23 protein-coding genes are annotated in these 24,460 nt (G+C 62.4%); 11 read left to right on the top strand and 12 right to left on the bottom strand.

Going from position 1 to position 24,460, the window contains the following annotated elements:
* Positions 1-103 precede the first annotated feature (103 nt).
* The 5 genes from mscL (at position 104) to ACEPP2_RS02210 (ending at position 6,984) form a co-directional block, all read left to right on the top strand.
* A complete protein-coding gene (gene mscL, locus ACEPP2_RS02230; protein WP_142588213.1) occupies positions 104-532 on the top strand; it encodes a large conductance mechanosensitive channel protein MscL in 429 nt (142 codons plus the stop codon).
* A 95-nt stretch (positions 533-627) separates the two neighbouring features.
* A complete protein-coding gene (locus tag ACEPP2_RS02225; RefSeq protein WP_395515655.1) occupies positions 628-1,797 on the top strand; it encodes a pyridoxal phosphate-dependent aminotransferase in 1,170 nt (389 codons plus the stop codon).
* A gap of 155 nt (positions 1,798-1,952) precedes the next feature.
* The gene (gene galE, locus ACEPP2_RS02220; RefSeq protein ID WP_395515654.1) at positions 1,953-2,987 is read left to right on the top strand and encodes a UDP-glucose 4-epimerase GalE; all 1,035 of its coding nucleotides are present in this window, start codon (positions 1,953-1,955) and stop codon (positions 2,985-2,987) included.
* A 115-nt stretch (positions 2,988-3,102) separates the two neighbouring features.
* The gene (locus ACEPP2_RS02215) at positions 3,103-4,101 is read left to right on the top strand and encodes a FecR domain-containing protein (RefSeq protein ID WP_395515653.1); all 999 of its coding nucleotides are present in this window, start codon (positions 3,103-3,105) and stop codon (positions 4,099-4,101) included.
* Between the two features lie 48 nt (positions 4,102-4,149).
* Positions 4,150-6,984, top strand: coding sequence for an EAL domain-containing protein (locus ACEPP2_RS02210; RefSeq protein WP_152341090.1), 2,835 nt, complete (start codon positions 4,150-4,152; stop codon positions 6,982-6,984).
* Between the two features lie 28 nt (positions 6,985-7,012).
* On the opposite strand, the gene ACEPP2_RS02205 is transcribed toward ACEPP2_RS02210, so the two are convergent.
* Positions 7,013-7,237, bottom strand: a complete 225-nt coding sequence (locus ACEPP2_RS02205) for a hypothetical protein (RefSeq protein WP_152341089.1) — start codon at positions 7,235-7,237, stop codon at positions 7,013-7,015.
* 211 nt (positions 7,238-7,448) lie between these two features.
* On the opposite strand from ACEPP2_RS02205, the gene ACEPP2_RS02200 reads away from it, so the two are divergent.
* Positions 7,449-7,922 (top strand): hypothetical protein, encoded by a 474-nt coding sequence (locus tag ACEPP2_RS02200; RefSeq protein WP_077547551.1) that lies wholly within the window; start codon positions 7,449-7,451, stop codon positions 7,920-7,922.
* Here the strand turns inward: ACEPP2_RS02200 and ACEPP2_RS02195 are convergent.
* Entirely contained in the window at positions 7,895-8,629 is a 735-nt protein-coding gene (locus ACEPP2_RS02195) for a response regulator (protein ID WP_395515652.1), read from the bottom strand. The two genes, ACEPP2_RS02200 and ACEPP2_RS02195, sit on opposite strands and share 28 nt — an antisense overlap.
* A 121-nt stretch (positions 8,630-8,750) precedes the next feature.
* Here ACEPP2_RS02195 and ACEPP2_RS02190 point away from each other — a divergent pair, with 121 nt between their 5' ends.
* Both ACEPP2_RS02190 and ACEPP2_RS02185 read left to right on the top strand, forming a co-directional pair.
* Positions 8,751-9,497, top strand: coding sequence for a Crp/Fnr family transcriptional regulator (locus ACEPP2_RS02190; protein WP_235864226.1), 747 nt, complete (start codon positions 8,751-8,753; stop codon positions 9,495-9,497).
* A gap of 26 nt (positions 9,498-9,523) precedes the next feature.
* Positions 9,524-11,437: a hybrid sensor histidine kinase/response regulator gene (locus ACEPP2_RS02185; protein ID WP_395515651.1), complete on the top strand. Its 1,914-nt coding sequence runs from the start codon at positions 9,524-9,526 to the stop codon at positions 11,435-11,437.
* Positions 11,438-11,463: 26 nt separating this feature from the next.
* Here ACEPP2_RS02185 and ACEPP2_RS02180 read toward each other — a convergent pair whose 3' ends face one another.
* From ACEPP2_RS02180 to ACEPP2_RS02140, 9 genes are all read right to left on the bottom strand, one after another.
* Positions 11,464-12,540 carry a saccharopine dehydrogenase family protein gene (locus ACEPP2_RS02180; RefSeq protein ID WP_281978710.1) on the bottom strand — a complete coding sequence of 359 codons (1,077 nt, stop codon included), beginning with the start codon at positions 12,538-12,540 and terminating at the stop codon, positions 11,464-11,466.
* A gap of 6 nt (positions 12,541-12,546) precedes the next feature.
* Complete coding sequence (locus ACEPP2_RS02175) at positions 12,547-13,320, bottom strand: amino acid ABC transporter ATP-binding protein (protein WP_395515650.1); 774 nt, start codon at positions 13,318-13,320, stop codon at positions 12,547-12,549.
* Positions 13,321-13,337: 17 nt separating this feature from the next.
* Positions 13,338-14,003 (bottom strand): amino acid ABC transporter permease, encoded by a 666-nt coding sequence (locus tag ACEPP2_RS02170; protein ID WP_152341086.1) that lies wholly within the window; start codon positions 14,001-14,003, stop codon positions 13,338-13,340.
* Positions 14,004-14,189: 186 nt separating this feature from the next.
* The gene (gene dapA / locus ACEPP2_RS02165) at positions 14,190-15,113 is read right to left on the bottom strand and encodes a 4-hydroxy-tetrahydrodipicolinate synthase (protein ID WP_395515649.1); all 924 of its coding nucleotides are present in this window, start codon (positions 15,111-15,113) and stop codon (positions 14,190-14,192) included.
* Positions 15,114-15,126: 13 nt separating this feature from the next.
* A complete protein-coding gene (locus tag ACEPP2_RS02160; RefSeq protein WP_152341085.1) occupies positions 15,127-15,876 on the bottom strand; it encodes a dihydrodipicolinate reductase C-terminal domain-containing protein in 750 nt (249 codons plus the stop codon).
* Between the two features lie 10 nt (positions 15,877-15,886).
* Complete coding sequence (locus ACEPP2_RS02155; RefSeq protein WP_395515648.1) at positions 15,887-17,287, bottom strand: aldehyde dehydrogenase family protein; 1,401 nt, start codon at positions 17,285-17,287, stop codon at positions 15,887-15,889.
* A gap of 14 nt (positions 17,288-17,301) precedes the next feature.
* On the bottom strand, positions 17,302-18,639 hold the full coding sequence (locus tag ACEPP2_RS02150; protein ID WP_395515647.1) for an FAD-dependent oxidoreductase: 1,338 nt from the start codon (positions 18,637-18,639) through the stop codon (positions 17,302-17,304).
* Positions 18,632-18,886, bottom strand: coding sequence for a 2Fe-2S iron-sulfur cluster-binding protein (locus ACEPP2_RS02145; RefSeq protein ID WP_395515646.1), 255 nt, complete (start codon positions 18,884-18,886; stop codon positions 18,632-18,634). Before ACEPP2_RS02145 ends, ACEPP2_RS02150 begins: the two co-directional genes overlap by 8 nt.
* Positions 18,883-20,058 carry an NAD(P)/FAD-dependent oxidoreductase gene (locus ACEPP2_RS02140; RefSeq protein WP_077547560.1) on the bottom strand — a complete coding sequence of 392 codons (1,176 nt, stop codon included), beginning with the start codon at positions 20,056-20,058 and terminating at the stop codon, positions 18,883-18,885. Before ACEPP2_RS02140 ends, ACEPP2_RS02145 begins: the two co-directional genes overlap by 4 nt.
* A 152-nt stretch (positions 20,059-20,210) precedes the next feature.
* Between ACEPP2_RS02140 and ACEPP2_RS02135 the strand changes: the two genes are divergently transcribed.
* The 3 genes from ACEPP2_RS02135 (at position 20,211) to ACEPP2_RS02125 (ending at position 23,503) form a co-directional block, all read left to right on the top strand.
* Complete coding sequence (locus tag ACEPP2_RS02135; RefSeq protein ID WP_395515645.1) at positions 20,211-21,140, top strand: LysR family transcriptional regulator; 930 nt, start codon at positions 20,211-20,213, stop codon at positions 21,138-21,140.
* A gap of 158 nt (positions 21,141-21,298) precedes the next feature.
* Positions 21,299-22,126, top strand: a complete 828-nt coding sequence (locus tag ACEPP2_RS02130; protein WP_077547562.1) for a transporter substrate-binding domain-containing protein — start codon at positions 21,299-21,301, stop codon at positions 22,124-22,126.
* 207 nt (positions 22,127-22,333) lie between these two features.
* Complete coding sequence (locus tag ACEPP2_RS02125) at positions 22,334-23,503, top strand: PrpF domain-containing protein (protein WP_395515644.1); 1,170 nt, start codon at positions 22,334-22,336, stop codon at positions 23,501-23,503.
* Here the strand turns inward: ACEPP2_RS02125 and ACEPP2_RS02120 are convergent.
* On the bottom strand, positions 23,500-24,423 hold the full coding sequence (locus ACEPP2_RS02120) for a LysR substrate-binding domain-containing protein (protein ID WP_395515643.1): 924 nt from the start codon (positions 24,421-24,423) through the stop codon (positions 23,500-23,502). The two genes, ACEPP2_RS02125 and ACEPP2_RS02120, sit on opposite strands and share 4 nt — an antisense overlap.
* Positions 24,424-24,460: the final 37 nt, after the last annotated feature.

Genomic DNA, 24,460 nt, shown 5'->3' with positions numbered 1-24,460 from the left:
TAAAGTCCTACTTGTTCGGCTCTCGCCGACACAACACCTCCACAAGGGTTGATGCCGGGCATCGTGCCGCGGTTCGCCCTGATTAGTACAGGAAGGGGTCGTCATGTCCGTGGTCTCCGAGTTTCGTTCTTTCATCGCCAAGGGGAATGTCATCGATCTCGCCGTCGGGATCATTATCGGCGGTGCCTTCACGGGGATCGTCAATTCGCTCGTCAACGACATCATCATGCCCATCGTCGGCGCAATCATCGGCGGTATCGACTTCTCCGACTACTTCATTCCACTCTCCTCCACCGTAACTGCTCCGACGCTGGCGGCAGCACGGGAGCAGGGGGCAGTCTTCGCCTATGGCAGCTTCGTTACGGTCATCTTGAATTTCCTGATCCTCGCCTGGATCATCTTCCTGATGGTTAGGGTCGTGAATCGCATCCGCCTTGCCGAGGAAAAGAAACCGGTGGAAGAGGCTCCAGCCCCGCCGCCGGCGGATGTGCTGCTGCTGGCGGAGATCCGCGACCTGCTCAAGGCCCGCTGATAATCATCACGCAAATCGATCTCGGCCTCACCGATTGTCATGGGATTCCTTCGGCCGGCTGCGCTATGAGGGACTGACAAACGGAGAGGGATCGTATGTCGGTCTTGGAAAGTCTCAGCCCCCGCGCACTTGCCGCACCGGAAAGCGGCATCGTCGAAGTCATCACGTATGCGCGGGGCCAGGAGGGGCTTATTCCGCTCTGGGCGGGGGAGGGCGACCTGCCGTCGCCGGATTTCATCAACAGGGCGGCCAGCGACGCGCTCCTCGCCGGCGAGACCTTCTACACTTGGCAGCGGGGGATACCGGAACTGCGCGAAGCGTTGTCGCGCTACTACGCAAGGCATTTCTCGGTTTCGCTTTCCAGCGACCATTTCTACGTCACCGGGTCGGGGATGCATGCCATCATGCTGGCGGCGCAGGCGCTGACCTCCCCGGGCGACGAACTTGTTTATCTTTCTCCTGCCTGGCCGAACATCGTGGCCGCCACCGAGCTTGGCGGGGCGAAGGCCGTTGCTCTTCCACTGGACTTCGCGAACGGCGCCTGGTCGCTGGATCTCCAGAAGCTTGAATCGCTGGTATCGCCCAAGACCCGGGCAATCTTCGTGAATACGCCGTCTAACCCGACAGGCTGGACCGCAAGCCGGGAGGAACTGGCAGCAATCCTGGCCATTGCCCGCAGGCACGGCATCTGGATCATTGCCGACGAGATCTATGCACTCTACCACTACGGGGAAGGAGTACGCGCACCGTCCTTCCTGGATGTCATGGAGCCGGGTGAGCGTGTGATCTTCGCCAACTCCTTCTCCAAGAACTGGTCGATGACCGGCTGGCGCGTGGGCTGGCTGGTGGCTCCACCGGAAATGGGCCAGGTTATTGAGAACCTCGTCCAGTATTCCAACTCGGGCGTCGCGCAATTTCTGCAGCGCGGCTGCGTGGCGGCTCTCGACCACGGGGACGACTTCGTCAGGGAGAACTTCGCCCGGGCGAGGCAATCGCGCGATATCCTGTGCGATACGCTGATTGCAACGAACAGGGTGGAGACCTTGAAGCCGCAGGGGGCTCTCTATGCCTTTCTGAAGGTCGACGGTATCACCGATAGCCGGCAAGCCGCCCTCGACATTGTCGACCGGGTCAAGGTCGCGCTCGCCCCCGGCTCCGCCTTCGGGCCGGGTGGCGCGGAATTCCTCAGAGCCTGTTTCCTACGGGACCCGAAAAAGGTGCGCGTCGCGGCCGATCGGCTGGCGGACTACATCCTTGGGCTTTGATGCCGTAAGGGGCGATCGATAAAGTTTGAGGAAAACGATCAGCACAGGCTTAGCCATGGGCGGAGATAAACCCGGCGCAGCGCTCCACAAGTAAGCAATATTGAAGACGGACGGTGTTTCGCTTCCCGCCAACAACAAAGGCAGGGAGCGTCGAAATGGCCGTTCTGGTGACTGGTGGTGCCGGCTATATTGGCAGCCACATGGCGTGGGCGTTGCTGGATGCAGGGGAGGAGGTCGTGGTTCTCGATCGCCTGTCCACCGGCTTCCGCTGGGCCGTTCCTCCCGCCGCGCGCTTTTACCTCGGCGATGTCGGCAACATGGATCTGCTGGCGCAGGTGTTCGCCGAAAACCGAATCGATGCCGTGATGCATTTCGCCGGCTCGATCGTTGTCCCGCAATCGGTCGCACATCCTCTGGAGTACTACGACAACAACACCAGCAAGACCCGGCTTCTGGCCGAAGCGACCATTGCTGCGGGGATCAAGCATTTCGTGTTCTCGTCAACCGCTGCCGTCTATGGCGACCAGCCGGACGACACGCCGGTTCTGGAAAGCGCCCCTCTCCAGCCCAAGAACCCCTACGGGCAGTCGAAGCTGATGGCGGAAATCATGCTGCGCGACGCTGCCTCAGCCCATGACTTCCGTTTCGTGGCGTTGCGCTACTTCAACGTCGCCGGCGCCGATCTCCAGGGCCGGACCGGACTTTCGACGGTAGGCGCCACGCACCTGATCAAGATCGCCGTCGAGGCGGCTCTTGCCCAGAGGTCCGGCGTCGATATCTTCGGCACCGACTACCCGACTCCCGACGGGACCGGTATCCGCGACTACATCCACGTCAGCGATCTGGTGGAGGCGCATCTGCGGGCGTTGAGCTATCTGCGTCGCGGCGGAGAAGCGCTGATCGCCAACTGCGGCTACGGCCGGGGCTATTCCGTGCTCGAAGTGCTGCAAACGGTCATGCGGGTGAGCGGCGAGAGCTTCGACGTCAGATACGGGCCGCGGCGGCCCGGAGATGCGGCGAGCGTGGTCGCTAATGCCACGCTGGCGCGACGTCTTCTCGACTGGACCCCTCGCCACGACGATCTGGACGTAATCGTCCAGACGGCACTGGCCTGGGAACGACACCTGATGGAGCGGAAGATCGGTGATCTTCGGGAACTGCGGCAGCGTCTGGCTACCGCCGCCTTTTGATGTGGAATTCGCTCGGAAATGGCGAAAATACGCTGCTTGTCTCCAAATGTAGCTGCTAGTTGAAGGATTTCTTAATTAGGCGGTGCTGTGGTGTTGGCGAATGGGGGATTTCCATATGCCGACCTTGATACGTAACCTTCTCATCCTCGCGGCCATCTTCTTTACCGGCGTTACGTCGGCACTCGCCGAGGAGTGGCTTGTCGAGAAAGCGAACCAGCAGGTTCAGTACACGACCGACAAGCAGACGTGGCAGCCCGTCAAGGCGGGGATGAACATCCCCAACAAGGCATGGATCTCCACGGGCCCGCGAGGCCGGGCGGTGCTGACCCGCGGTGTTGAAACCATCGCGGTGCAGCCGCAGACCCTGGCGGCCATCATCACGACGGAGAGCCTTTTCAACCGCAAGACGGAGGTCGTGCAGCAGCACGGCAAGCTGGCGCTCGATATCGAAAAGCGCAGCAGCCCGCACACCTACGTCCATACGCCGTTCCTCGCCGCTGTGGTGAAGGGAACGAGCTTCGATGTCACGGTCACGGAGAAGGACGCCTCTGTTAGCGTCGAGCGTGGCCTGGTCCAGGTGTCCTCGTTCACCGGCGGGCAGACCACCGACCTCGGTCCCGGCCAAAGCGCGCGTGTCGACCAATCGCAGTCGATGAGCGTCGCCGGTGTCTCCGGCGCTCCTTCGGTGACCGCGGCATCGCCGAGTGCTGCAAGCGTACCGGCCGTTGGCGCGCCTACCCCCATCGGTGCCGATCAATCGCGCGGCAATGGCCGGGGTGGCGACAACGGTGGACCCTCCGGAGGCTTTGAAAGCTCTGGTGGTTCCGGCAGCGGAAACAGCGGCAAGATGTTTGCGGTCGGCAACGGCAACGGCAACAACGGGAACGGCAACGGAAACGGTGGCGGCAACGGCAACAACGGGAACGGCAACAACGGCAACGGCAACGGTGGCGGCAACGGCAACGGCAACAACGGGAACGGCAACGGGAACGGTGGCGGCAACGGCAACAACGGGAACGGCAACGGGAACGGTGGCGGCAACGGCAACAACGGGAACGGCAACGGAAACGGTGGCGGCAACGGAAACGGGAACGGCAATAACGGAAACGGATGACTGACGGGGTCGAACGCTGAGGCAAGGTAACAAGGATTGTCCTCCACGATGCTGGACCGGCTCTCACCGCTGAAACAGGGAATGCGACTGGGCAGGCTGACGCGAGTAATCTCGGTCAGCCTGCTGTTGTTACTGTCTCTCTGGCTGCCGGGCGTTGGCACAGTGGAGCGTCTCGATTCGCAACTGATTGATTTCCGGGCCGCCAACGCGCCGCGGACTGCGTCGAACCGGTTTGTCTATCTGGCAATTGACAAGGAGAGTCTGGATCACGTCGGGACGTGGCCATGGCCCCGCTCGATCCATGCCGAGATCATCGACAGGCTGGTTGCAGCAGGCGCTGGCGACATCCTCCTCGATATCGATTTCAGTACTCCCTCACGTCCGGCGGAAGACCAGGCCCTGTCTGAGGCCCTGGTACGGGCCGGCGGCGGAGTGATCCTGCCGGTCTTTCTGCAGCGCCAGAACGTTGATGATCCCTCCTCGGCGACAATAACGAGACCGATCCCAGAGTTTGCGGAGAATGCTTGGCTGGCTGCCGCGGATGCGTCGCTGACGGAGGCGGGGCAATTCCGGGCGTTTGACACGTTCAGAGGGATGGACGGTGAAAACTTCACGTCGGTTGCGGTGGTGCTCTCCGCACTGCCGGAGGCGGGCCTACCGGAACAGATTGGAATCGATTTTTCGATACGGCCTGATACGGTGCGGGTTATCTCGGTGGCGGACCTGTTGCGCAACAAGGTTCCCGCAGACATGCTGGCCGGCCGTTCGGTCGTCGTGGGCGCCTACTCGACGGAACTGAAGGATCAGTTCCCTGTCCCGATCTACGGTATACTCAGCGGGCCAATGCTGCACATTCTCGCAGCCGAGACGCTGCTGCAGGATCGTGTCCCGCAGCCGCTCGTAAGCTGGCCGATATACCTGATAACGGGGCTGCTCGTTATCGCCGCGACAATCTGGCGACGGCTGACATCGATCCCGGTCGTGGCTGCGATTGCCGTGGTGATTTCGGTGGCCTCCGAACTGGCTGCCTACGTCCTTCAGAAGCAATGGTCGTTCATCCTTCCAACAGCGACCATCCACCTGATACTGGCTCTCGGATTCACGGCACTGCTGGCCGCCAAGCTGGATCTCACCACCTTGCTTGCCGAATTGGCGAGCGCAGAGAAACGGAACTCTCGGCGGATACTCAAGCGTATCATTCAGGACAGTGTTGATGCCGTCTTCATCGTCAACGATCAGGGCACGATCATCGACCTCAGCCGCACTGCAGGCTCGCTTTCCTGTTCTTCCTGGGAGCCCAGACGTGGAAGCGATTTCTGTGACGGAGCACCCGCCGTACTCGTCGCGGCGCTTCGACGGAGCATCGCAGCCTTCACGGAAGGCACTCGCAACGCGCCGGCCATTCAGGAAGAATTCGACCTTGTTTGCGATGGCCAGAAGAAGCACGTCGAGGCAGTCCTGACGCTGTCCTCGCTCGAGCAGTCTGGCAGTGGCAGCGATGAAGGCCACGGCCGATCCTATGCAGCCTGCATCACGATGAGAGACATCACCGCGAGAAAGGTCTACGAGGCGAAACTCCGTCGTCTGTCGCAACTCGACGATCTCACCGGTGCCTTGAACCGCCGTGAGCTGATCAACCGCATCAGGGAAAGCGCCGAGGAAGAGAAGACGCTGGCGGTCTTCGCGATCGATCTGCATCGGTTCAGCACGGTAAACGCCACGCTCGGCAGATATACCGGCGATCAGGTTCTGCAAGCGGTCTCCCGTCGCCTGATGGCGGCAGCGAGGAAGATCTCGGAAGTTCCCGATGTCGGTCTTGTCGGCAGGCTTGGTGGGGATGTGTTCTGCGTTGTGCTGGCCGTGTCGGCCGACAATCCCCTTTCCTTCTACGCGGACAAGATCGTCGGCGTGTTCTCCAAGGGCATCAATTGTGGCTCCTCCAGGATCGACGTCTCCGTACGCGTCGGCGCCGCCCTGGCAAGCGACGTCGCTGGAGGTCCAGCTTCCTGGATCGACGCCGCCGAGGCTGCGCTCGATCAGGCAAAGAAGGTCGGCGGCGCCGGCTGGGCTGTCCACACGCCGGTCGAGGCCGCAGCCGAAGCCCGTACACGGCGACTGGAAAAGGACATGCGGCCGGCGCTCAAGAGAGGAGAGTTCTTCCTCGTCTACCAGCCGCAGGTAGATCTCAAGACCGGCGCTATCGTTGGGGCAGAAGCGCTCATCCGCTGGCAGCACGCGGAACTGGGCCTGGTCTCACCGATGGATTTCATCGGGATCGCCGAGGCGAACGGCTTCATCTGCGACCTTGGGCGCTGGGCGCTGGAAGAAGCCTGCAGAGAGGCCGTCCACTGGCCGTCGGATCTGACGGTCGCGGTCAACGTGTCGGCGGTCCAGTTTGCCGGATCGGATGTGCGTGAAGACGTTTTGAGGGCATTGCAGGTAACAGGGCTCCCGCCGGGCCGTCTCCATGTCGAGATCACGGAATCGACATTCGCGCTCGATGCCAAGAAGCTTCTGGAAGACATGAAGCGGCTGAAGGCGCTGGGAGTGACGATTGCTCTCGACGATTTCGGGACCGGCTATTCGTCGCTGTCCTATATTTCCGATTTCCCGTTCGACCTGATCAAGATCGACCAGTCGTTCATACGAAGGCTAGCGGAAGATGCCGCGTCCAGGGCCATCGTGCATGCTGTCACTGGCATTGCCGCGCAACTGGGCAGGAAGGTTCTTTGCGAAGGTATCGAGGGAGAGACGGAACGTCAGCTACTGTCGGTGATGGGCTGCCAGTTTGGGCAGGGCTATCACTTTGGCCGGCCGGGCCCGGCGTCGCAGTTGCTCGCGCTCTTGGACCAAGCCAAGCCGCCTGTGGGTTTGACAGCCTGACCGCAAGCGGCAGCCGGCCTGATACCGTTCAGCAGATCCCGCTGCACGAGACTCGGGTCTCGGATGCCGCGAGGCGCGTGTAGAACATGTCCGCGCGTCTTTCCTGCAGGCCGGACATTTTTTGATGCAGCTGCTCCCGCGCCACCCTGTCGAGAAGATCTGCGAACGCCGCCTTGTCCATGCCGTCGGCTTCGAGCATGAGGCCGATCAGCGGGTCGGAGAGAACTTCTGCTACTGTGAGATCGGTTGCCATGGCTTTTCCTCCACCAGCTGATCCTAACGATCAATTGCGACGAAATTAATTCAGAGGCGCCAGGATCCGGGAACGCCAGATGCGGACTGGTCCGGAACGATCTAGCCGATGCCGTGCTTTGACTCGCGTCAATGCATGGATCGGGGGCAAGGCCCATGCTGAGACAGTTGCGTAGTGCTGCGAGAGACGACGGACCGTGGAGCCAGCATAAATGCCCAAAGATTGCGAGATCGGGTTTCTGGAGGCGGACGATGTTGCACGCGCTTTTGCGGTGATGCAGGTCGTCATGCCGTCGCTATCCTTCGAGACGTGGAAACGCCTGTTGGCGACGGATTCACTGCGACGTCAATGGGCTGTTGCACGGGATAGGAGGGGCTACATTCGAGGTCTGGTTCGAATCCAGCCCACGAGCCAGGGGCAGGTGGCGCGAATCCTCGACGTGCCGATCTTCGCAACCGTCTCGCTTCTGGATCACGACGGTATTTCCCGTCAACTCCTCGACTTCGCCAAGAAATGCGCCTGGGAAGAGGGGTGCGAGGCGATCCGGTTCTGGAACTCGGCGCCGGAGACACCGGAACAGCTGGAATTGCCGGAAGCCACCGATCCCCCCGTCAGCCTTTTCTATGATCTTCGGACAGATCGGCAGTGGCCAGAGCCCTACGACACCCGCCCAGTGAAGACGTAACCAATACCGCGCACCGACTTAACTAGTTCAGGGCGTTTGGGGTCGCGCTCGATCTTTCGTCGAAGGCGCACGATCTGCGCATCGACCGCCCGATCGAAGGCCTCCATTGGCCGCCCGCGGGTCATGTCCATCAGCTGGTCGCGCGACAGAACCCGGCCCGAATTCTTCACGAGCGAGACGAGCATGTCGAACTCTCCGGTCGTCAGGCCGATCTCGCGGCCCTCCGGATCGTACAGCATTCGACGGCTTACATTGAGGGACCAGCCATCAAAGGAGAAGACTTCCTCTTCCGGCGCGGCGCTGACCTTGGCGGGAGTGGATGTGACCCGCCGCCGCAGGATCGACTTCAATCTCGCGTGTACCTCGCGGAGGTGGAAGGGCTTAGCTATGTAATCATCGGCTCCGATCTCAAGGCCAACGATGCGATCGACGACGTCGTCGCGACCGGTCAGCATGACGATCGGGACGTCGGACTGGCTCCGAATTTCGCGGGCGAGATCCAGTCCGTCCTGCCCACCGGGAAGGGAGAGATCCAGCAGGATGGCGTCGAACGTCTTCTGCCGCATCTCCACGCGCATTTCGATGCCGTCGGCGACGCAGGTGACCGAGTATTCCTCCTCCTCGAAATATCGGGCGAGGAGGTTGCGGATACGCGGATCGTCGTCGATCACGAGGAGGTGGGGAGGGCTGTTCACGTCCGGTTTCATGCGCCGCCGATTCTGCATTGTTACACAGTGTTACACGATAGCGCCGATTGTCACACCCAGGGCATCAGCGTGTTACTTTAATCGCGTCTATTGGCATCATCAACAAATGGAGGCGATGCCGATGTTCATCGAAAGCGCAGGCAATTCCCTGAGAACAATTCCCGGAAGCTTTGCCGTGCAGCCTACGAGCCTGCAGGCACTTTTCTCCAAGCTTCCTGCCGAAAGCCTTTCGGCAGGCCAGACCCTGATCCTCGAGGGCGACGTCGCCACGTCCGTCTTCCATGTGGTTACGGGTTCGCTGCGGATATTCCGCATTCTTGGCGACGGACGCCGCGTCATCACCGGCTTCCTTCATGCCGGCGACATTCTCGGCATGTCCTTCAAGAGCCACTATATCTACACGGCCGAGGCGATCACGCCGGTGACCATTCGCCGCCTATCCCGCAAGAGCTTCGAAAACGAGATCGCGGTTTCCCCCGACCTTGGCCCCGCCGTCTTCCACCAGATGTCCGACGAAATGGCGGCAGCGCAGGATCAGATGGTGCTGCTTTCCACCAAGAATGCCGAAGAGCGGCTTTGCAGCTTCCTGCTGAAGGAGTTGCAGCGCACTCTGAACGCCGGTGCTCTTCAGACGGCAGTCCAGCTGCCGATGACCCGTCTCGACATTGCCGATTACCTTGGGCTAACTATCGAAACCGTCTCCCGGACATTGACCAAGCTGAGCAGCAAGGGCGTGATTGAAACCGCCGGCCGCCATTCGGTGAAGATACTGAAGCGCGGAAAGCTTGCGCAGATGGCTGGAGACGGCGATGAATACGAAGATGATTGGCGTCCCGCGACCCCACAGCCGGAGCGGATCCGCCACTAGCTCCAAGGCTTGATTAGGACATGGATTTGGCAGTCTCCCCCCAATGGACAAGTCGGGAAGATCTCGACGCCGCACTTCGACTGTTGAACCATGCCAACCTTATCGTCCACCGCCTGGAGGGAACCATCTTTGGATGGTCCGCCGGATGCGAAGCGCTGTATGGATGGACGAGGCAGGAAGCAGTCGGAAAGGTCATTCACCAGCTGCTCTCGACGCGCTTTCCAAAGCCGCGCGAAGAGATTTGTGCCGAGGTACTTTCGGCCGGTGTCTGGGAAGGGGAAATCCTCCACAAGCACAAAGAGGGTCATACGGTCGTCAGTGCAACGCGCTGGGTAGCGCTGCGCATTCCCGATGAGCCCGAACCGATCATCATCCAGACGAACAACGACGTGACGAACATGAAGTCGACCGAAATCAACTTGGCTGAGAGAGAGGCGCATCTGCGCTCGATCCTCGATACCGTTCCCGACTCCATGATCGTCATCGAGGAGAACGGCACGATAACTTCGTTCAGCGCCGCGGCCGAGCGTCTCTTCGGCTATTCGGCCGGTGAGGTTCGCGGCCGCAACGTCAAAATGCTGATGCCATCCCCCGACCGCGAGAAGCATGATGGCTATCTCAATCGCTACATCACGACCGGCGAGCGCAGGATCATCGGTTATGGCCGGGTGGTGACGGGGCAGCGCAAGGACGGAACCCTTTTTCCGATGGAACTGGCGGTCGGAGAAACCCGCGTCAACGGCAAGCGCATCTTTACAGGCTTCGTGCGGGACCTGACGAGCCGGCACAAGATCGAGGAGGAGTTGCGGCAGGCCCAGAAGATGGAAGCGATCGGGCAACTCACCGGCGGCCTTGCCCACGACTTCAACAACCTGCTGACGGTGATCAGCGGTAATCTCGAGATGATCGAAAGCCGGCTGAACGACGAAAAGCTGCTGACGATGCTGCGGGAGGCGCAGGGAGCGGCGGAAGACGGCGCAAAGCTGACCGGCCAGTTGCTGGCCTTCGGACGCAAGCAGCCCCTCAATCCGAAGATCGTCGATGTCGGGCAGCTCGTGTCTGGCTTCTCCGATCTGCTTCGCCGCTCTGTCGGCGAGACGATCGAGTTGCGGACAATCATCAGCGGCGGCAGCAACGAGGCGCTGGTGGATGCGTCCCAGCTGCAGAATGCGATCCTCAACCTCACCCTGAACGCCCGCGATGCGATGCCGCGGGGCGGGCGCCTGTCGATCGAGATTTCGCGCGTGAAGCTCGATGTCGACTATGCACAGATGTATCCGCATGTCCGCACCGGGGATTATGTTCTCGTCAGCGTGACCGACAATGGCGCCGGCATGTCGCAGGAAGTGAAGCAGCGGGCATTCGAGCCCTTCTTCACCACGAAGAGCGTCGGAGCTGGGACCGGTCTAGGTCTCAGCATGGTTTACGGCTTTGCCAAGCAGTCCGGTGGACACATCCAGCTCTACAGCGAGGAAGGACAGGGAACCAGTGTCCGCGTCTTCCTGCCAGCGGTGCAGTATGCGACGGATATGGCCTCGCCGGCCGAGCAGGTGGCGGTCAAGAGGGCGCTGCCCGGCGGTTCGGAAAAGATACTGGCCGTGGAGGACGATGCGCGGGTGCGGCGCGTGGCAGTGTCGCGCCTGATCGATCTGGGATACGAGGTCATCGAGGCGGAAAACGGCGCCGCTGCGCTCGAACGCCTGAAGCAGCATTCCGACATAGCCTTGCTCTTCACCGACGTGGTCATGCCGGGGGGAATGACGGGGGACGAACTCGCCGAGATCGTCCGCCGGGAACGCCCGGAGATCAAGGTCCTGTTCACCTCCGGCTATGCAGAGCCGGAGATCGCGGGGCGGGAGCTGGCTGCATCTGGAAGCTGGCTGAAGAAGCCCTATACTGCCCGGGAACTGGCCGAGCGGCTGCGCGAGCTACTGGACTGAGGCCCCTCAGCTCAGCGCACGCGGCTTCAAGTTCTCATGAGCGGTCCGAGATAGGGGCTGTTGATCAGCGCGCTTGTGTCGAGGTGGTGGTGTGCGATCAGGCCCGTGCTTTGAACGCGATCATTTAGAAGCAGCGACATGAGGGTGGCTGCGTAGCCCACGGCGACCGATGTCAGGGCGTTGAAGGCACCGAAGGTGGAACTCGCCGAAAATCGGTGATGGACCGTCTTTTCGATCGGTTGTCGACCGCGAAGACCTCGCGCGGTCAGGACCAGAAGAAGCGTATCGTCTTCGATGACCGGTAGACCATTGGCCAGCAAGGATCGGAGCATATCACGCCGGTGCCGGAGCCCGAGGTCATCGAGCAGGAACCGCATATAATCGAGATGACCGGGATAGCGTATCGTCTTGAACGTCACGTTTCGGGGCAGCTCTTCCCCGAAAATGGAAAGGTCGCCAAGGCCTCCGGCCGTTGTGAAACCTTCGTAGGTCACGCCGTCGATCGTGAGTCGCTCCAGCCCCTCAAGCGACTCGATCCACGTAACCTGCCCGTCCCGTATTGCCGCACTTGGCTTGGTATACTCGCTGATCAGGCCGTCCAGGTTCCAGATCTGGCCATAGCCCAGGCGATTGGTCGGTACGATCGGATTGGCGCCGACTCGTATCGTCAGGTCGGTGATCGGTGAGAAGGCAGACAGCAAGCTGCAGGCGATGTTTCCCACTAGGCCTGGCGAGACGCCGCAGCCGCTGAAGACGGCTCGTCGCTCCGCCAGCTGCGCCAGTGCTGCCCTGACTGCGTCCGTGGGACATGTGAAGTCGAGGTAGTGCACGTTGGCAGCAAGTGCTGCCAGGGCCACATCCTTGACCGCCGCTTCGGGAACGGCTGCGACTGCAATATCCTGAGCGCTCAGCGTCGCGCGCGCGCCGTCTGCTCCACTGACGAGCTGAAGCTTCACGTCAAGGTTTCGCTTGCGGATGCGATCGAGCGCATCTTCCGACGGGTCGACGACTTTTACCGCGAAGCCATCGCTCCTGCTGAGTGTTGACGCGAGCGCTGTGCCGATCTCCCCTGCGCCGAAGATGCAAACGTTCAGCTTCGCCATGCCGCTTTACCCTTTGAAGCGGGCAACGAAGCCCTGCAGCCTGGGGTTCTGCGGATTGAGGATGACCTCCTCGGCACTTCCCGTCTCGGCGATGACACCTTGGTCCAGGAACAGCACGCGGCTCGCCACGTCGGCGGCGAAAGCCATCTCGTGCGTCACGATCGCCATCGTCATTCCTTCCTCTGCCAGCTTCCGGATAACCGCAAGCACTTCGCCGACCAGTTCCGGATCGAGTGCGCTCGTCACTTCGTCGAGGAGCAGGACTTCCGGCTGCATCGCGAGCGCTCGCGCAATGGCGACGCGCTGCTTCTGACCACCCGAGAGGTGATTTGGATAGGCGGCGTGTTTTTCCGCGAGCCCCACCTGCGCAAGCAGGTCCATTGCCAGTTCCTCCGCCTCTCGCTTCGGGCGGTTGCACACGACGATAGGTCCCTCGGTGACGTTCTGCAGAACCGTCTTGTGGGGGAAGAGGTTGAAGTGCTGGAACACCATGCCGACATGGCGCCGCAGCGTGCCGATTCCGATCTCCTCGCCCTTGTCGCGGAACTGCTTGCCCACGGGCTTCTGGCGAAAGCGGATGGTCCCGCCGGTCGGAACCTCCATCATGTTGAGGCAGCGAATGAACGTCGACTTGCCGGACCCGGAGGGTCCAATCAGGGCGACGACTTCGCCGCGATCCAGGCTGAGGTCCAGCCCCTTGAGCACTTCGAGCGTCCCGTAGCTCTTGCGCAGTCCCACGGCCTCGATCACAGCCGAATCTGCCTTCGTATTCTTGCTCATCTGTTCCATCCGCTCCATCAGTCGCTGACTCTCAGACGACGCTCGACCCAGTCTGCGGCCTGCGTGAGCGGCAGCAGCATCGCGATGTAGAGTCCGGCCATCAGCGTGTAGGATTCCAGCGGCCGGTAGGTCTGACCGTTCACGACCGCGGCCATATAGGCGAGGTCGGCGACCGAGATGACCGAGACCAGAGACGTGTTCTTGAACTGGATGACCGACTGGTTGATGAAGGACGGCAGGGCCCGCTTCATCGCCTGCGGAAGGATGATCCGGTTCATCGACTGCCACGAGCTCATTCCGATCGCTGCCGCGGCCTCCCGCTGCCCCCGGTCGATCGATACGATCGCGCCGCGAAAGATTTCGGCATAGAAGGCGCCGACATAGAGCGACAGCGTCAGCATTGCTGCGACCCGGTTGTCGATCGACCCGCCGATGAGGAGCGGGAAGGCATAATAGAACCACAGTAGCTGGACGAGCAGCGGCGTGCAGCGGAAGATCTCCTGGTAGACGCGGGCGATGCCGCCAAGCAACCTGGAGCCGGAAAGCCGCGCTGCGCAGGTTGCGAAACCTATGACGATGCCGAAGAGGATCGATCCGAAGGTGTAGACGACTGTGATCCACAGTCCCCAGAGGAACAGGTCCCAGTACTGCCAGACGGAGTGGAAATCCCAGGTGTAGTTCATCGGCAGCTCCTGACGGTCTTGATCCGGCCAGGAAGGTGATGTCTCACCCTCAGGCAGCCGTTGGGCTCAGTCCCGTTCCTCATTCACGTTCCCCTTGTCTTTGACGGCACGTCCGCTGACGCGGACGGCCATGGTCGATACTCCTATGCTCGGCAGCACCGGGCAATGCAAAGCTGCAGGCGCGGCTTAGCGCATTTCTTGGAAGGCGGCCGAGGCGGATGTGAACCGACCAAGGACCGCGGAAAGACGCTCGCGGTTGTCCGCCGACACCGGCACCATGGGCAGCCGCATCTCGGGCCCCGCCAGGTTTGCGAGCGCCAGCGCCGCCTTGACCGGTCCCGGATTGGATTCGATGAACATGCTGTCCGTCAGCTCGGAAATCAGCTCGTGCAGCTTGAGCGCCCGTGCCGTGTCCCCGCGCTTCCAGGCCTCGACCAGCTGCACCATTTCGCGCGGAGCGACGTTTGCGACGACGCTCGTCACGCCAACCGCCCCGAGCGACAGGAAGGGAAGCGTCAGACCATCATCACCGGAGTGAATGATGAACTGGTCGCCGCAGGCAGCGCGCAGCTGCGTGACCCTGCTCGCCGATCCACCGGCTTCCTTGATGCCGATGATGTTGGCATGCTTCTCCATCAGAACCGCGCAGGTCTCGGGTGCGATCTCGACCCCGCAGCGACCCGGCACCGAATAGAGCATGACCGGCAGTGAGGTCGCCGCCGCGGCCATGCTGTAATGGGCAATCAGCCCCGCTTGGGTCGGCTTGTTGTAATAGGGCGTGACGATCAGGACTGCATCCGCACCTGCCGCTTCTGCCCGCTTGACCTTCTCGACCGTCTTCTTCGTGTCGTTGGCGCCAGCACCTGCCATGACCAATGCACGGCCGCCGGCAAGCCGGGCGGTGCGGGCAATCAGCGCATCGGCCTCGTCGTCGGCAAGGGTCGCTGCCTCGCCGGTCGTGCCGACCGGCACAAGTCCGGCGACGCCGGCTTCGAGCTGGCGTTCGACGAGTGCGTCGTAGGCGACGGTGTCGACTTCTCCATCCTTGAAGGGGGTGATCAGGGCGGTGAAGACGCCCCCGAAGCGGCTGGCCAGTTCATCCATGGTCATGTTCTTGTTCCTCTCAATCGTTTCCGTTCAGACTGTCCGCAAGCTGATAGCGGCCGGCCGCCCTCGGCTTGGAAGCCAGCCACTGTGCGGCTGCAATCGCCCCTTCCGCGTATGCCGCTAGCGTATGGACGCGGTAGGTGAAGACCGCTTCGGCCGATCCCATCTCGAAGCGCACTTCATTGATGCCGACGGTATCGCCTTCGCGGTTGACAGTGATCGAGGGCTCCGGCGCGGCGAAGCCCATGGCAGCGCTGCGGGCCTGAAACAGCTGCGAGGCCAGCAGCCGGGAGGTTCCCGACGCTTCAGCCTTCTTGCGGGCATGATATGTCTCGCTCACCGCGGCTTCCGCTTCGGGCATGTGCTGGGAGAAGCCGACGACCGCCAACCGGAATGCCTCGAACCCGTGGGCGAAATTGGCGCTGATCAGCATTGCCCGGTGCCGGGCGAAACCCGTCAGGCGCTCTTCCTCCTCTCCGGTAAACCCGGTCGTTCCGATCACCATCGGGATCGTCTTCGTCCCGAGGGTTTCCTGGAACGCGAGGCTTGCGGCCGGTGTCGAGAAGTCGATCATCACGTCGCAATGGCTCTTCATTGCCGCGTCCGCGGGACGATACTCGAGGCTGCCGCCGGCGACGGGGCTCCCGATGAGCCGGGACTGCGGCGAAACCAGCGCCGCGGCAAGCTCCAGCCCCGGATTGGTGAGGATCTGTTCGACGAGACGGGCGCCAACCCGCCCCGATGCTCCAAGGATACCGACGCGCATTCCACCCTCCTTAGTCGATGACCACCTTGGGCTCCGACATCTCCCGCAGGGCGATCCGCACACCTTCGCGGCCGAGGCCCGAGCGCTTGATTCCGCCGAACGGCACATGCTCGGCCCGGAAGTCGGGGCCTTCATTGATCATCACGCCGCCGACCTGCAGGTCTCGGGAGAAGGTCTTGATCAGCGCGTGGTCGTTGGTGAAGACGCCCGCCTGCAGTCCGTAGGAGCCGGCATTGACCTCGGTGATTGCCTCGCGCGCATCCCAGAACGAGCGGATCGCGATGATCGGGCCGAAGGTCTCATCGGCAATGACGGGTGCATTCACGGAGACTTCGGAGATAACGGTCGGTGCGTAGACGGTTCCGTCATGGGTGCCGCCGGTCAGCAGCTTTCCGTTACCGTTGGCGATCGTGGCTTCGACACGGTCGGCCACCGTTCTCGCCGCGGCCATGTCGATGACCGTTCCCATGTCGGTGTCGTCCCTTGAGGGGTCGCCGAACTCGACCGCATCGACGGCAGCGAGCAGCTTCTCGGTGAAGGTCTTCTCTATGTCCTTGTGCAGGTAGAGCTTCTTCACGGCGGCACAGCTCTGGCCGGCAATCTCGAAACGGTGTCCGATCGTGGTTGCGACGGCCTTGTCCAGATCGGCGTCGGGCAGCACGAAAAGCGGGTCGTTGCCGCCGAGCTCCATGAGGCAGCGCACGAGGCCCGACGCATTCTTGAGCGCAAGGCCTGCGGACGGGCCGCCGGTGAACGACAGGAGGTCGATCGGAGCGCGGACAAGCGCCAGTGCCTCATCGGCTCCGCCGTGCACGACCTGGAACAGGTCCTTCGGCCAGCCCGCCTTCAGCGCCAGTTCGCGCAACCGCGCGGCGGCGAGGGGCGCCTTGGGCGAGGGCTTCGCGACCAGGGCATTGCCGGCAGCAATCGCGGGACCGAGCTTGTGGCAGAGCAGGTTGAGCGGGTAGTTGAACGGCGTGATGGCGCCTACGACACCAACAGGTTCGTAGGTGATCGTGGCCAGCCTGTCAGCCCCGCCTTCAACGATGGCGCAGTGCAGTGCCTCGCCGTCGAGAAAGGTTGCGGCATCTCCCGAGAGCCTCAACGTGTTCTGCGCGCGGCGCACCTCGTTTCGCGCCTCGCGGATGGTCTTGCCCATCTCGGACGAAATGATCCGTGCGATGTTTTCGGCATCGGCGGCAATTTCTGCTGCAAGCGCATTCAGCATGGCGCGGCGAACGGCCGGCGTTGACCGCCTGAAATCCCATTGCGCCACCTTGGCGCGTGCGACGACCGCCGCGATCTCGCCTGCGCTGCTGGTCGGCACCTCTCCCACCGGGGAGCCGTCGAAAGGATTGCGGACCAGGATCGCATTCGTTGTCTCGATCGTCAGGCGCTGTGCTTGCGTCATGTGCGGATACCTCGTCATTGGCTTTCAGTTCTTGTGGGATTGGCGCGGGTCAGCGCCGCAATGGAGACCGGGCGCACCGGCCAGCGGCGGCCCGTAAGGTCCTCGGCGAGTGGCTGGGGCTCTCCCGGATTAAGTTGCGCCATCAGCGATGCCGTGTTTTCGGCGCAGAAGCGGCCCTGGCACGCTCCCATGGCGAAGCGGCCATTGTGCTTCACCTCCCGGCCTGTCAGCCGGTCGGGCTGGCTGCAGAGGCTGCGCAGGTCACCGACAGTCTTGCTTTCGCACCGGCACAGGATGGTTTCATCCGGCAGATCGCAGAAAGGCGAAGCGGGGTGGACGGGGGCAAAAAGCGCTGCGAGGTTCGCCTGCGTCCGCCGTGACCGCTCAAGTTCCTTCGTGAGATCGCCAGCGCCGAGATTGCCCAGAAGGAGTTCGGAGACCATGCGTCCAACGCGGCGACCATCCGTCTCCGCCGCATAGGCTCCAAGCGCTTCGCGACAATCCCCCGCCCTGAAGATGAAGGGCCCGGTTCGCGGCCCGGTCGAGTCCTCCGGTAAGCCGAAGTCATTGGGACGGATGCCGTCGTGCAGGCCAATGCGATCTACCGTGAAGGACCGCTCCGAACCACCACTGTCACGGACCCGTACTTCCAGGAGTGTGCCACTGTCTTCGATCGCGACGATGCGTGCGCCTCTCAGCCAGGTTATCCGCCTGCGCGCGACGCTGGCCAGATAGCCGGCAGCCTCCACGAGGATCGTCGGGTCGGAAAGCAGCTTGAGACCCGCTCTGAACCGCCGCAGAGGATCGCCGGCTTCGACGATCGCCACGGGCGGATTTCCGAGCTTTGCCATCTGGGCGGCGACGGCCACCAGCAGTGGACCTGTACCGGCGAGCAGGACGCGGCCTTGCGGCGCCTGTCCGGTTTCCTTCATCATCACCTGCAGTCCACCGGCCGTGGAAACCCCCGGCAGCTGCCAGCCCGGTCTTGGGAGGACCTTTTCGACGGCGCCGGTCGCGATGATGATTGCCTTCGGGCGCAACAACTCGACCTGCCCGGTCTGGCGGTTCTCTATTAGCGTGAAGCCGTCGCCATCGACACCGAAAAACACCGATTGATAGCGGACAGGAATCTGTGCCTCCGAGAATGCCCTGGAAACTCGCTCCCAGCTCGCGCGGGTGCCGCGGGCCTGGGGGACGTGCGCAACCCCATCAACAGGCTGCCGATGCACAGCCCCGCCGACGCTGTTGCGTTGTTCGACGAGCTCGACGAGATATCCCGAGGCCGCGACCTCCGTTGCTGCGGCGAGACCCGCAGGACCGCCGCCAACGACGATGACGTCCGGCTCAACCATCGATCTTTCCCACGGTGCCGACCTGGGCTCCTGTTCTGGCCGGAGTGATGCACGCTTCCCGGATCACGCCGTCCACCCGGATCAGGCAGGACTGGCAGGCGCCGATCCCACAGAAGTAGCGCCCCAGGTTGCCGACCGTGTCGGACCCGAAGGTGCGGATTCCCGCGGCATCGAGTGCCGCCGCAAAGCTCTCGCCCTCGCGGAAGCTGACTTTGTGTCCCATCCAGTCGAAGGTTCGGTCGCTCATGCCGCAGCCCCGTAGCTGCCGAAGCGGGCGGGATCGAAGAAGGAAAGGTCGATCGAGGGCTTCTCGCCGCAGATCAGCTGAACGATCGATTGGCCGGTAATCGGGCCGAGACAGATGCCATCGCCCTCGAACCCCGTCGCGACGAAGGCGTTTTCCAGACCCGGCACGCGGCCGACCAGCGGCAACCCGTCGATGACCGCGGTGCGCACGCCGGCGAAGCTGCGCAGCAGCCTGACCGAGGCAAGTCCCGGCACCAGTTCGACAGCATCACAAAGGATACGCGAGACCGCTTCGATATCGTTTGTACGCCGGTCGCCGAAGTCCTCACGAGTGCCGCCAATCAGGAACTGGCCGGTAACGAGCGGGTCGATCACGAGGCCGAGGCCCCGCGGCGGCGGGCTGTAGCCAGCTTTCTGGCTTCCCTTGCTGAGCAGGTAGCGGCCAGACATGATGGCACCGGGCATGGCGGCGTTGAGTGCAGGCGCCCGTTCGGTCACCAGCAATTGTCCCTTGCGCGGAGTGAGGACCTGGGACAGGCCCAGAAGCGAGGCTGAGCCGCTGCCCGCCGCGACCAAGAATACGTCTGCGGCGAGGCGCCCGCGGTTGGTGTCGATGCCGGTGACGCGCTGTCCGCTCCGATCGAGCCGGAGGCCCTCCACCCGCGTGTCGCGGTCGACGGTAATGCCCGAGGCCGTCAACAGCCTGTGGACGATCTGGTAGCCGATGGCGTGGCCCTCGCCATGCACCTCGACAGCCATCCTGGCCTGGTTCGAAAGAACCGGAAATGCCTGGCGGAGCCTGTCTCCCGAAAGCGTCTCAACCTTGACCCCCGCACTCTCCAGAGCTGCCGAATGGCTGGCGAGAACGGTGCACTCGTCGTCGGAAGCGGCTATGATGAAAGTGGAACGCCGCTTGAACGCACCGGCCAGAAGTCCTTCATCGGCAAGTTGACCGTAGAGGCGCACGCCTTCGAGCGCTGCCGACATCATTGGTCCGGGGCGTTTGCTCGCCACGGAAACGGCGCCGTCCGCAGCCCCTGTCGCTTCGGCGGCGGGAGCCGAGGCGTCGAGAAGCCTGACCGAGATGCCTCGCTTGGCCAGGAAATAGGCGCATGCCGCTCCGATGATGCCGGAGCCGACGACGATGGCGCTGGACGGAGGACGAGGTTGCATGTGCGAATGGCCGAGCCTTGTTGGTTGTCGGCCAATATTGGGGGCGGTGATGCGCCAGCGTCGATACAAGATGACGCCCGTGCTTGTTCACGAAATTTGTATCCGGTACGACGGGCGGGCGCCTTATCAAGGTGGGAGGAAACGGGTACCCCATGGCAAAGATCAGCCTCACACTCATCCAGACCTTCTACCAGGTGGCTCGTCACGGCTCGTTTTCCGGCGCGGCGCGGGAACTCAATCTGAGTTACCAGTCGGCCGCCAACCACGTCCGGCGACTGGAGCAGATCCTCCAGGGAAAGCTGATCGACTCCGAGCAGGGCGCCAAGCGGATATCGCTCACGCCGCGCGGACGGGCGCTATACAGCCTCCTTCATCCGGAGCTCGACATCATGCTCGAGCGGCTGACGAAGCTGATCGAGAACCAGCGATCGTCGCTGCGGGTCGGGATGCCCCAGGCGATCTTCTTCTACCTGTTCCCCCGGGTACTGTCGCGGTTTCGCGAAGCCTTCCCGGAGATGGAGTTCGCGGTCTACGAGCGAGACACGGTGCTGGCGGAACTCGTCAAGAACGGCAGCCTTGATGTTTGTATTTCGGAGCGCTACTTCGGCGACCCGGTCGTCCCGCAGCGCCTGCTAGGCAGCTATCGGCTGAGCCTGGTCTATCCGCATGTGTGGGGGGAGCCGCCAAAGCAGGAGGATATTCCTGGCTGGGCCGAGGGGCGCCCCTTCGTGACCTACGAGCCCGGGCAGACCCTGAGGAACCTTGCGGTCGACTTTCTGAGCCGTGATGGTGCGATCGTCCAGCCTGCTATTTCAACCTCCGGAAGTTCCAGCGTCAAGCGGTGCGTGGAAGAAGGTCTGGGCTTCTCGATCATACCCTCCTGGTGCGTCGGGCCGGAAGATGGCGCGATCCGCAGCACGAAGTTGACGAACCTGCCCGAGGTGCGGGTCTATTTCGGCAGTGCAGGCTTCCTGCAGAAACATCCGATGGTCCAGCAACTGCTGGAAGATTGCCGGCGCGAACTGGTCGGCCCGGTGCTCGATCCCCCGCGCAGCAGCGAGATTTCAGTCCCGCCGCTGTGATCGGGACATATAAAAAACCCGCTAAGTCCCTCGGCGTCTCTAGCATTGTTCCCGGCCAATTCGCCGCTAGGCTGATCTTCACCGGCAAGCCCGCAAGGCATCTGAACCGAGTGGGGGGACGGACATCAACAAGATTCCGGGGAACTAGGAGAAGAAGCATGAACATTATTTCCAAGATCTGTGGGGTAGCGGCGATGGCGCTGTCGCTGTTGGGTGGCACGGCGGCCTCGGCCGGCACCATTGACGACATCCGCTCGCGCGGCGTGCTTCGCATTCCGGCGATCCTCAACGAAACGCCCTATTTCAACAAGGATCCGCGCACCGGCGAATGGCAGGGCTTCGTCATCGACATGGCGAACGACATCGCCAAGACGCTGGACGTCAAGCTTGAAGTGGTCGAGTCCAGCTGGGCAAACGCGATCCTCGACGTCCAGAGCGGCAAGGTCGACATGGCATTCGCCGTGACGGCGACGCCGGTCCGCGCCATGTCGGTCTCCTTCTCCGACCCGACCTACTACAACAGCTTCGTGCTCGTCTCCGCCAAGGAAGAGATCGCCGGGAAGACCTGGAAGGAACTCAACGATCCGCAGTACACCTTTGCCGTCGATCTCGGCTCGGCTCAGGACCTGATCACCCAGCAATACCTGCCCAAGGCCAACGTGCTGCGCTTCAAGACGCGTGACGAGGCAATCGTTGCAGTGACCACCGGCAAGGCCGATGCGCTGGTCAACACCATGCTGAACGGCCTGGTCATTGCCAAGAAGGCTCCGACCATCGGCGCGGTGCAGGTCCCGACGCCGGTTCTCTCCACGCCTTCGGTCATCGCTCTCAACTATGGTGGCGACGAGACCTTCAAGAGCTTTGTCTCCGCCTGGGCCGAATACAATCGCCGCATCGGCAACAACCAGACATGGATCCTGAAGAGCCTCGAGACCTTCGACATCACCCTCGAAGACATGCCGGTCGGCTTCGGCTTCGGCGGCTGACCTTCAGATCGCTGCCGGGACCCGTCACGGCAAAGACCATCTGAATGCGCGGAACGACCTCGTTCCGCGCGTTTTTTTCTGGATGACCGACCTTTCAGTACGGGCTAAACCTCCGCTCTGTCCGTCGCGACCAATCGTCAGTGTGCCTTGCAGCGCGAGCGCATTACCCCTTGCCCTGCTGACAATGTTACATCCGGGGAGGGTGAAGTGGCGATTTCTCACGCTTACAACATGCGGACCATATCGGCGAAGATCATACGTGGTGGATCGTCCAAGGGCATTTATCTCAACCGCGATGATCTTCCGAGCGAGAAATCCGGCCTCGATGAGATCGTCCTCAAGATCTTCGGTTCACCGGACAGGCGCCAGATCGATGGGCTGGGAGGCGCCGACAAGCTGACCAGCAAAGTCGCTGTCATGGGCAAGCCGACGCGGCCAGACTGTCACATTGACTACCTCTTCGGTCAGGTCAACACGGAGCTCCCCCGTGTCGACTGGGCAGCAAACTGCGGTAACCTCTCCGCTGGCGCGGCACTCTATGGAGCACTGGTAGGAGCATGCGAAGTCGACGAGGGCGTCGCGCGGATCGACATTCACCAGGTCAACACGGGCCGCAAGCTTGTGGCACATGTACCGCTCGAAGATGGGGCGCCGGCGGTGGAAGGCGACTTCGCCATCGGCGGCGTGCCGGGCACGGGCGCACGGATCGATCTGGATTTCGGCGATTTTGCAGGCTCCGCACTCGGCGGGCATGTGCTGCCGACCGGCAGGCCCGTCGACAGGTTCGCCATCCCGGGCGTCGGGGATATCGATGTCAGCGTCGTGGACATGGCCAACTTGCTGTTCTTCGTGCGAGCAGGCGACATCGGCATGGACGTGAATGCTTCCATCTACGACATGCAGGCCGACGAGGGACTGGTGAGGCGGCTGGAAGCGGTTCGCAAGGCAGTATCGGCCGAGATTGGCTTCATCACCGGGCCGGACGCGGACGAACGGCTGCGCATCAGCACGAACCCGCTGATCTTCGCGGTTGCCCCAGCGGTGGATTACCAGGCGACCAACCGGATCGGTATTGAGGCGTCCGACTATCACCTCTTCTCCCGCTCCCTCGCTCGCTTCGAATTCTCCAAGGCCTATCCCGGTTCGGGCGCCGCTGGGACGGCGGTGGCTGCAGGCATACCCGGTACGCTCGTCCATCAGGCGGCTGGTGATCTCGACCAGTCTGCCGGACCCTACGACCTGCGCGTGGGACATCCGGGCGGCGTGCTGGAAGTGGCTGCCGAAGTGCATGCAGGCGAAGAGGGGATCATGGTACGCAAGGCCCTGATTGGGCGGACGGCTCGCCTGCTCATGGATGGCCCGACCTATATCCGTTAGGCTTGCTCGATGAGCGGTTCCGTCACGTTGGCGGGACGGCCGCCATCGGTGCGCTCCACTTCTGCTGCGAGCCATTTGATGAAACCGCGGACGCGGGCGTTGGCGTAGCGCGTCCAGATCACGAAGAGCCCGAGGTCGCGCTCGATCGGCTGGAAGATGGGCACAAGCTGCCCGGCGGCGATTTCCTCCGCAACGAGAAATGGCTGGCCGATTGCAACGCCCAGACCCTCCTGGGCAGCGCGATAGGTGAGGATAGAACTCGGAAACTCGTCCCCCTCAATGGATTGCGAAGAAAGGCCTGCTCCCTCGAACCAGTGATGCCAGTCGAGCCTGCGGTAGTGGGAGGTGAGCAGCGCTACCGAGAGAAGGTCCTCGGGGGATGTCAGCCTCTTCTGCCTCAGATAGGCGGGGCTGCAAAAGGGCTGCAATACGTCCCGGTAGAGGAGGAGGGAGAACTCGGGATCGACTTCCGACATGGGCCTGAGTTGTATCGCGACGTCGAACGCGCTGGTCTCTGGATCGACGGGCGAAATGCAGGTCTTGATCTTGATCTGCGTGTTGCGGTGAACCTCACCGAACGCCTTGAGCCGTGGGATAAGCCACTTGCCCGCGAAGGTGGGATAGGCCGCGACGCGAACAGCCGTCGACCTGTTTCGCGCCAGAAGCAGATCCGTCGCGGTGGCAATATTGTCCATGGCCGGGCCGATCCGCTCCGCGTAGTCCCGGCCATCCTGGGTCAGCTCTATGCCGCGACTTTCGCGGAGGAAGAGCTTAGTTCCGAGGTATTCCTCCAATGTGGATACCTGCCGGCTTACGGCGGACTGCGTCACCCCCATCTCCTGGGCGGCGCGACTGAAGCTGCCCGAACGGGCGGCGACATGGAAGACATGCAGGGGGTTGAGGGGCGGCATTTTCGGCATTGACGGTTCCGGCAGCTGTTCGAACGATTGCCACCAT

The organism is Pseudorhizobium flavum (assembly GCF_044142885.1).
GTDB classification, from domain to species: Bacteria; Pseudomonadota; Alphaproteobacteria; order Rhizobiales; family Rhizobiaceae; genus Neorhizobium; species Neorhizobium flavum.
The sequence above is the reverse complement of the archived record's forward strand: the minus strand, read 5'-3'. Positions and strand labels throughout refer to the sequence as shown.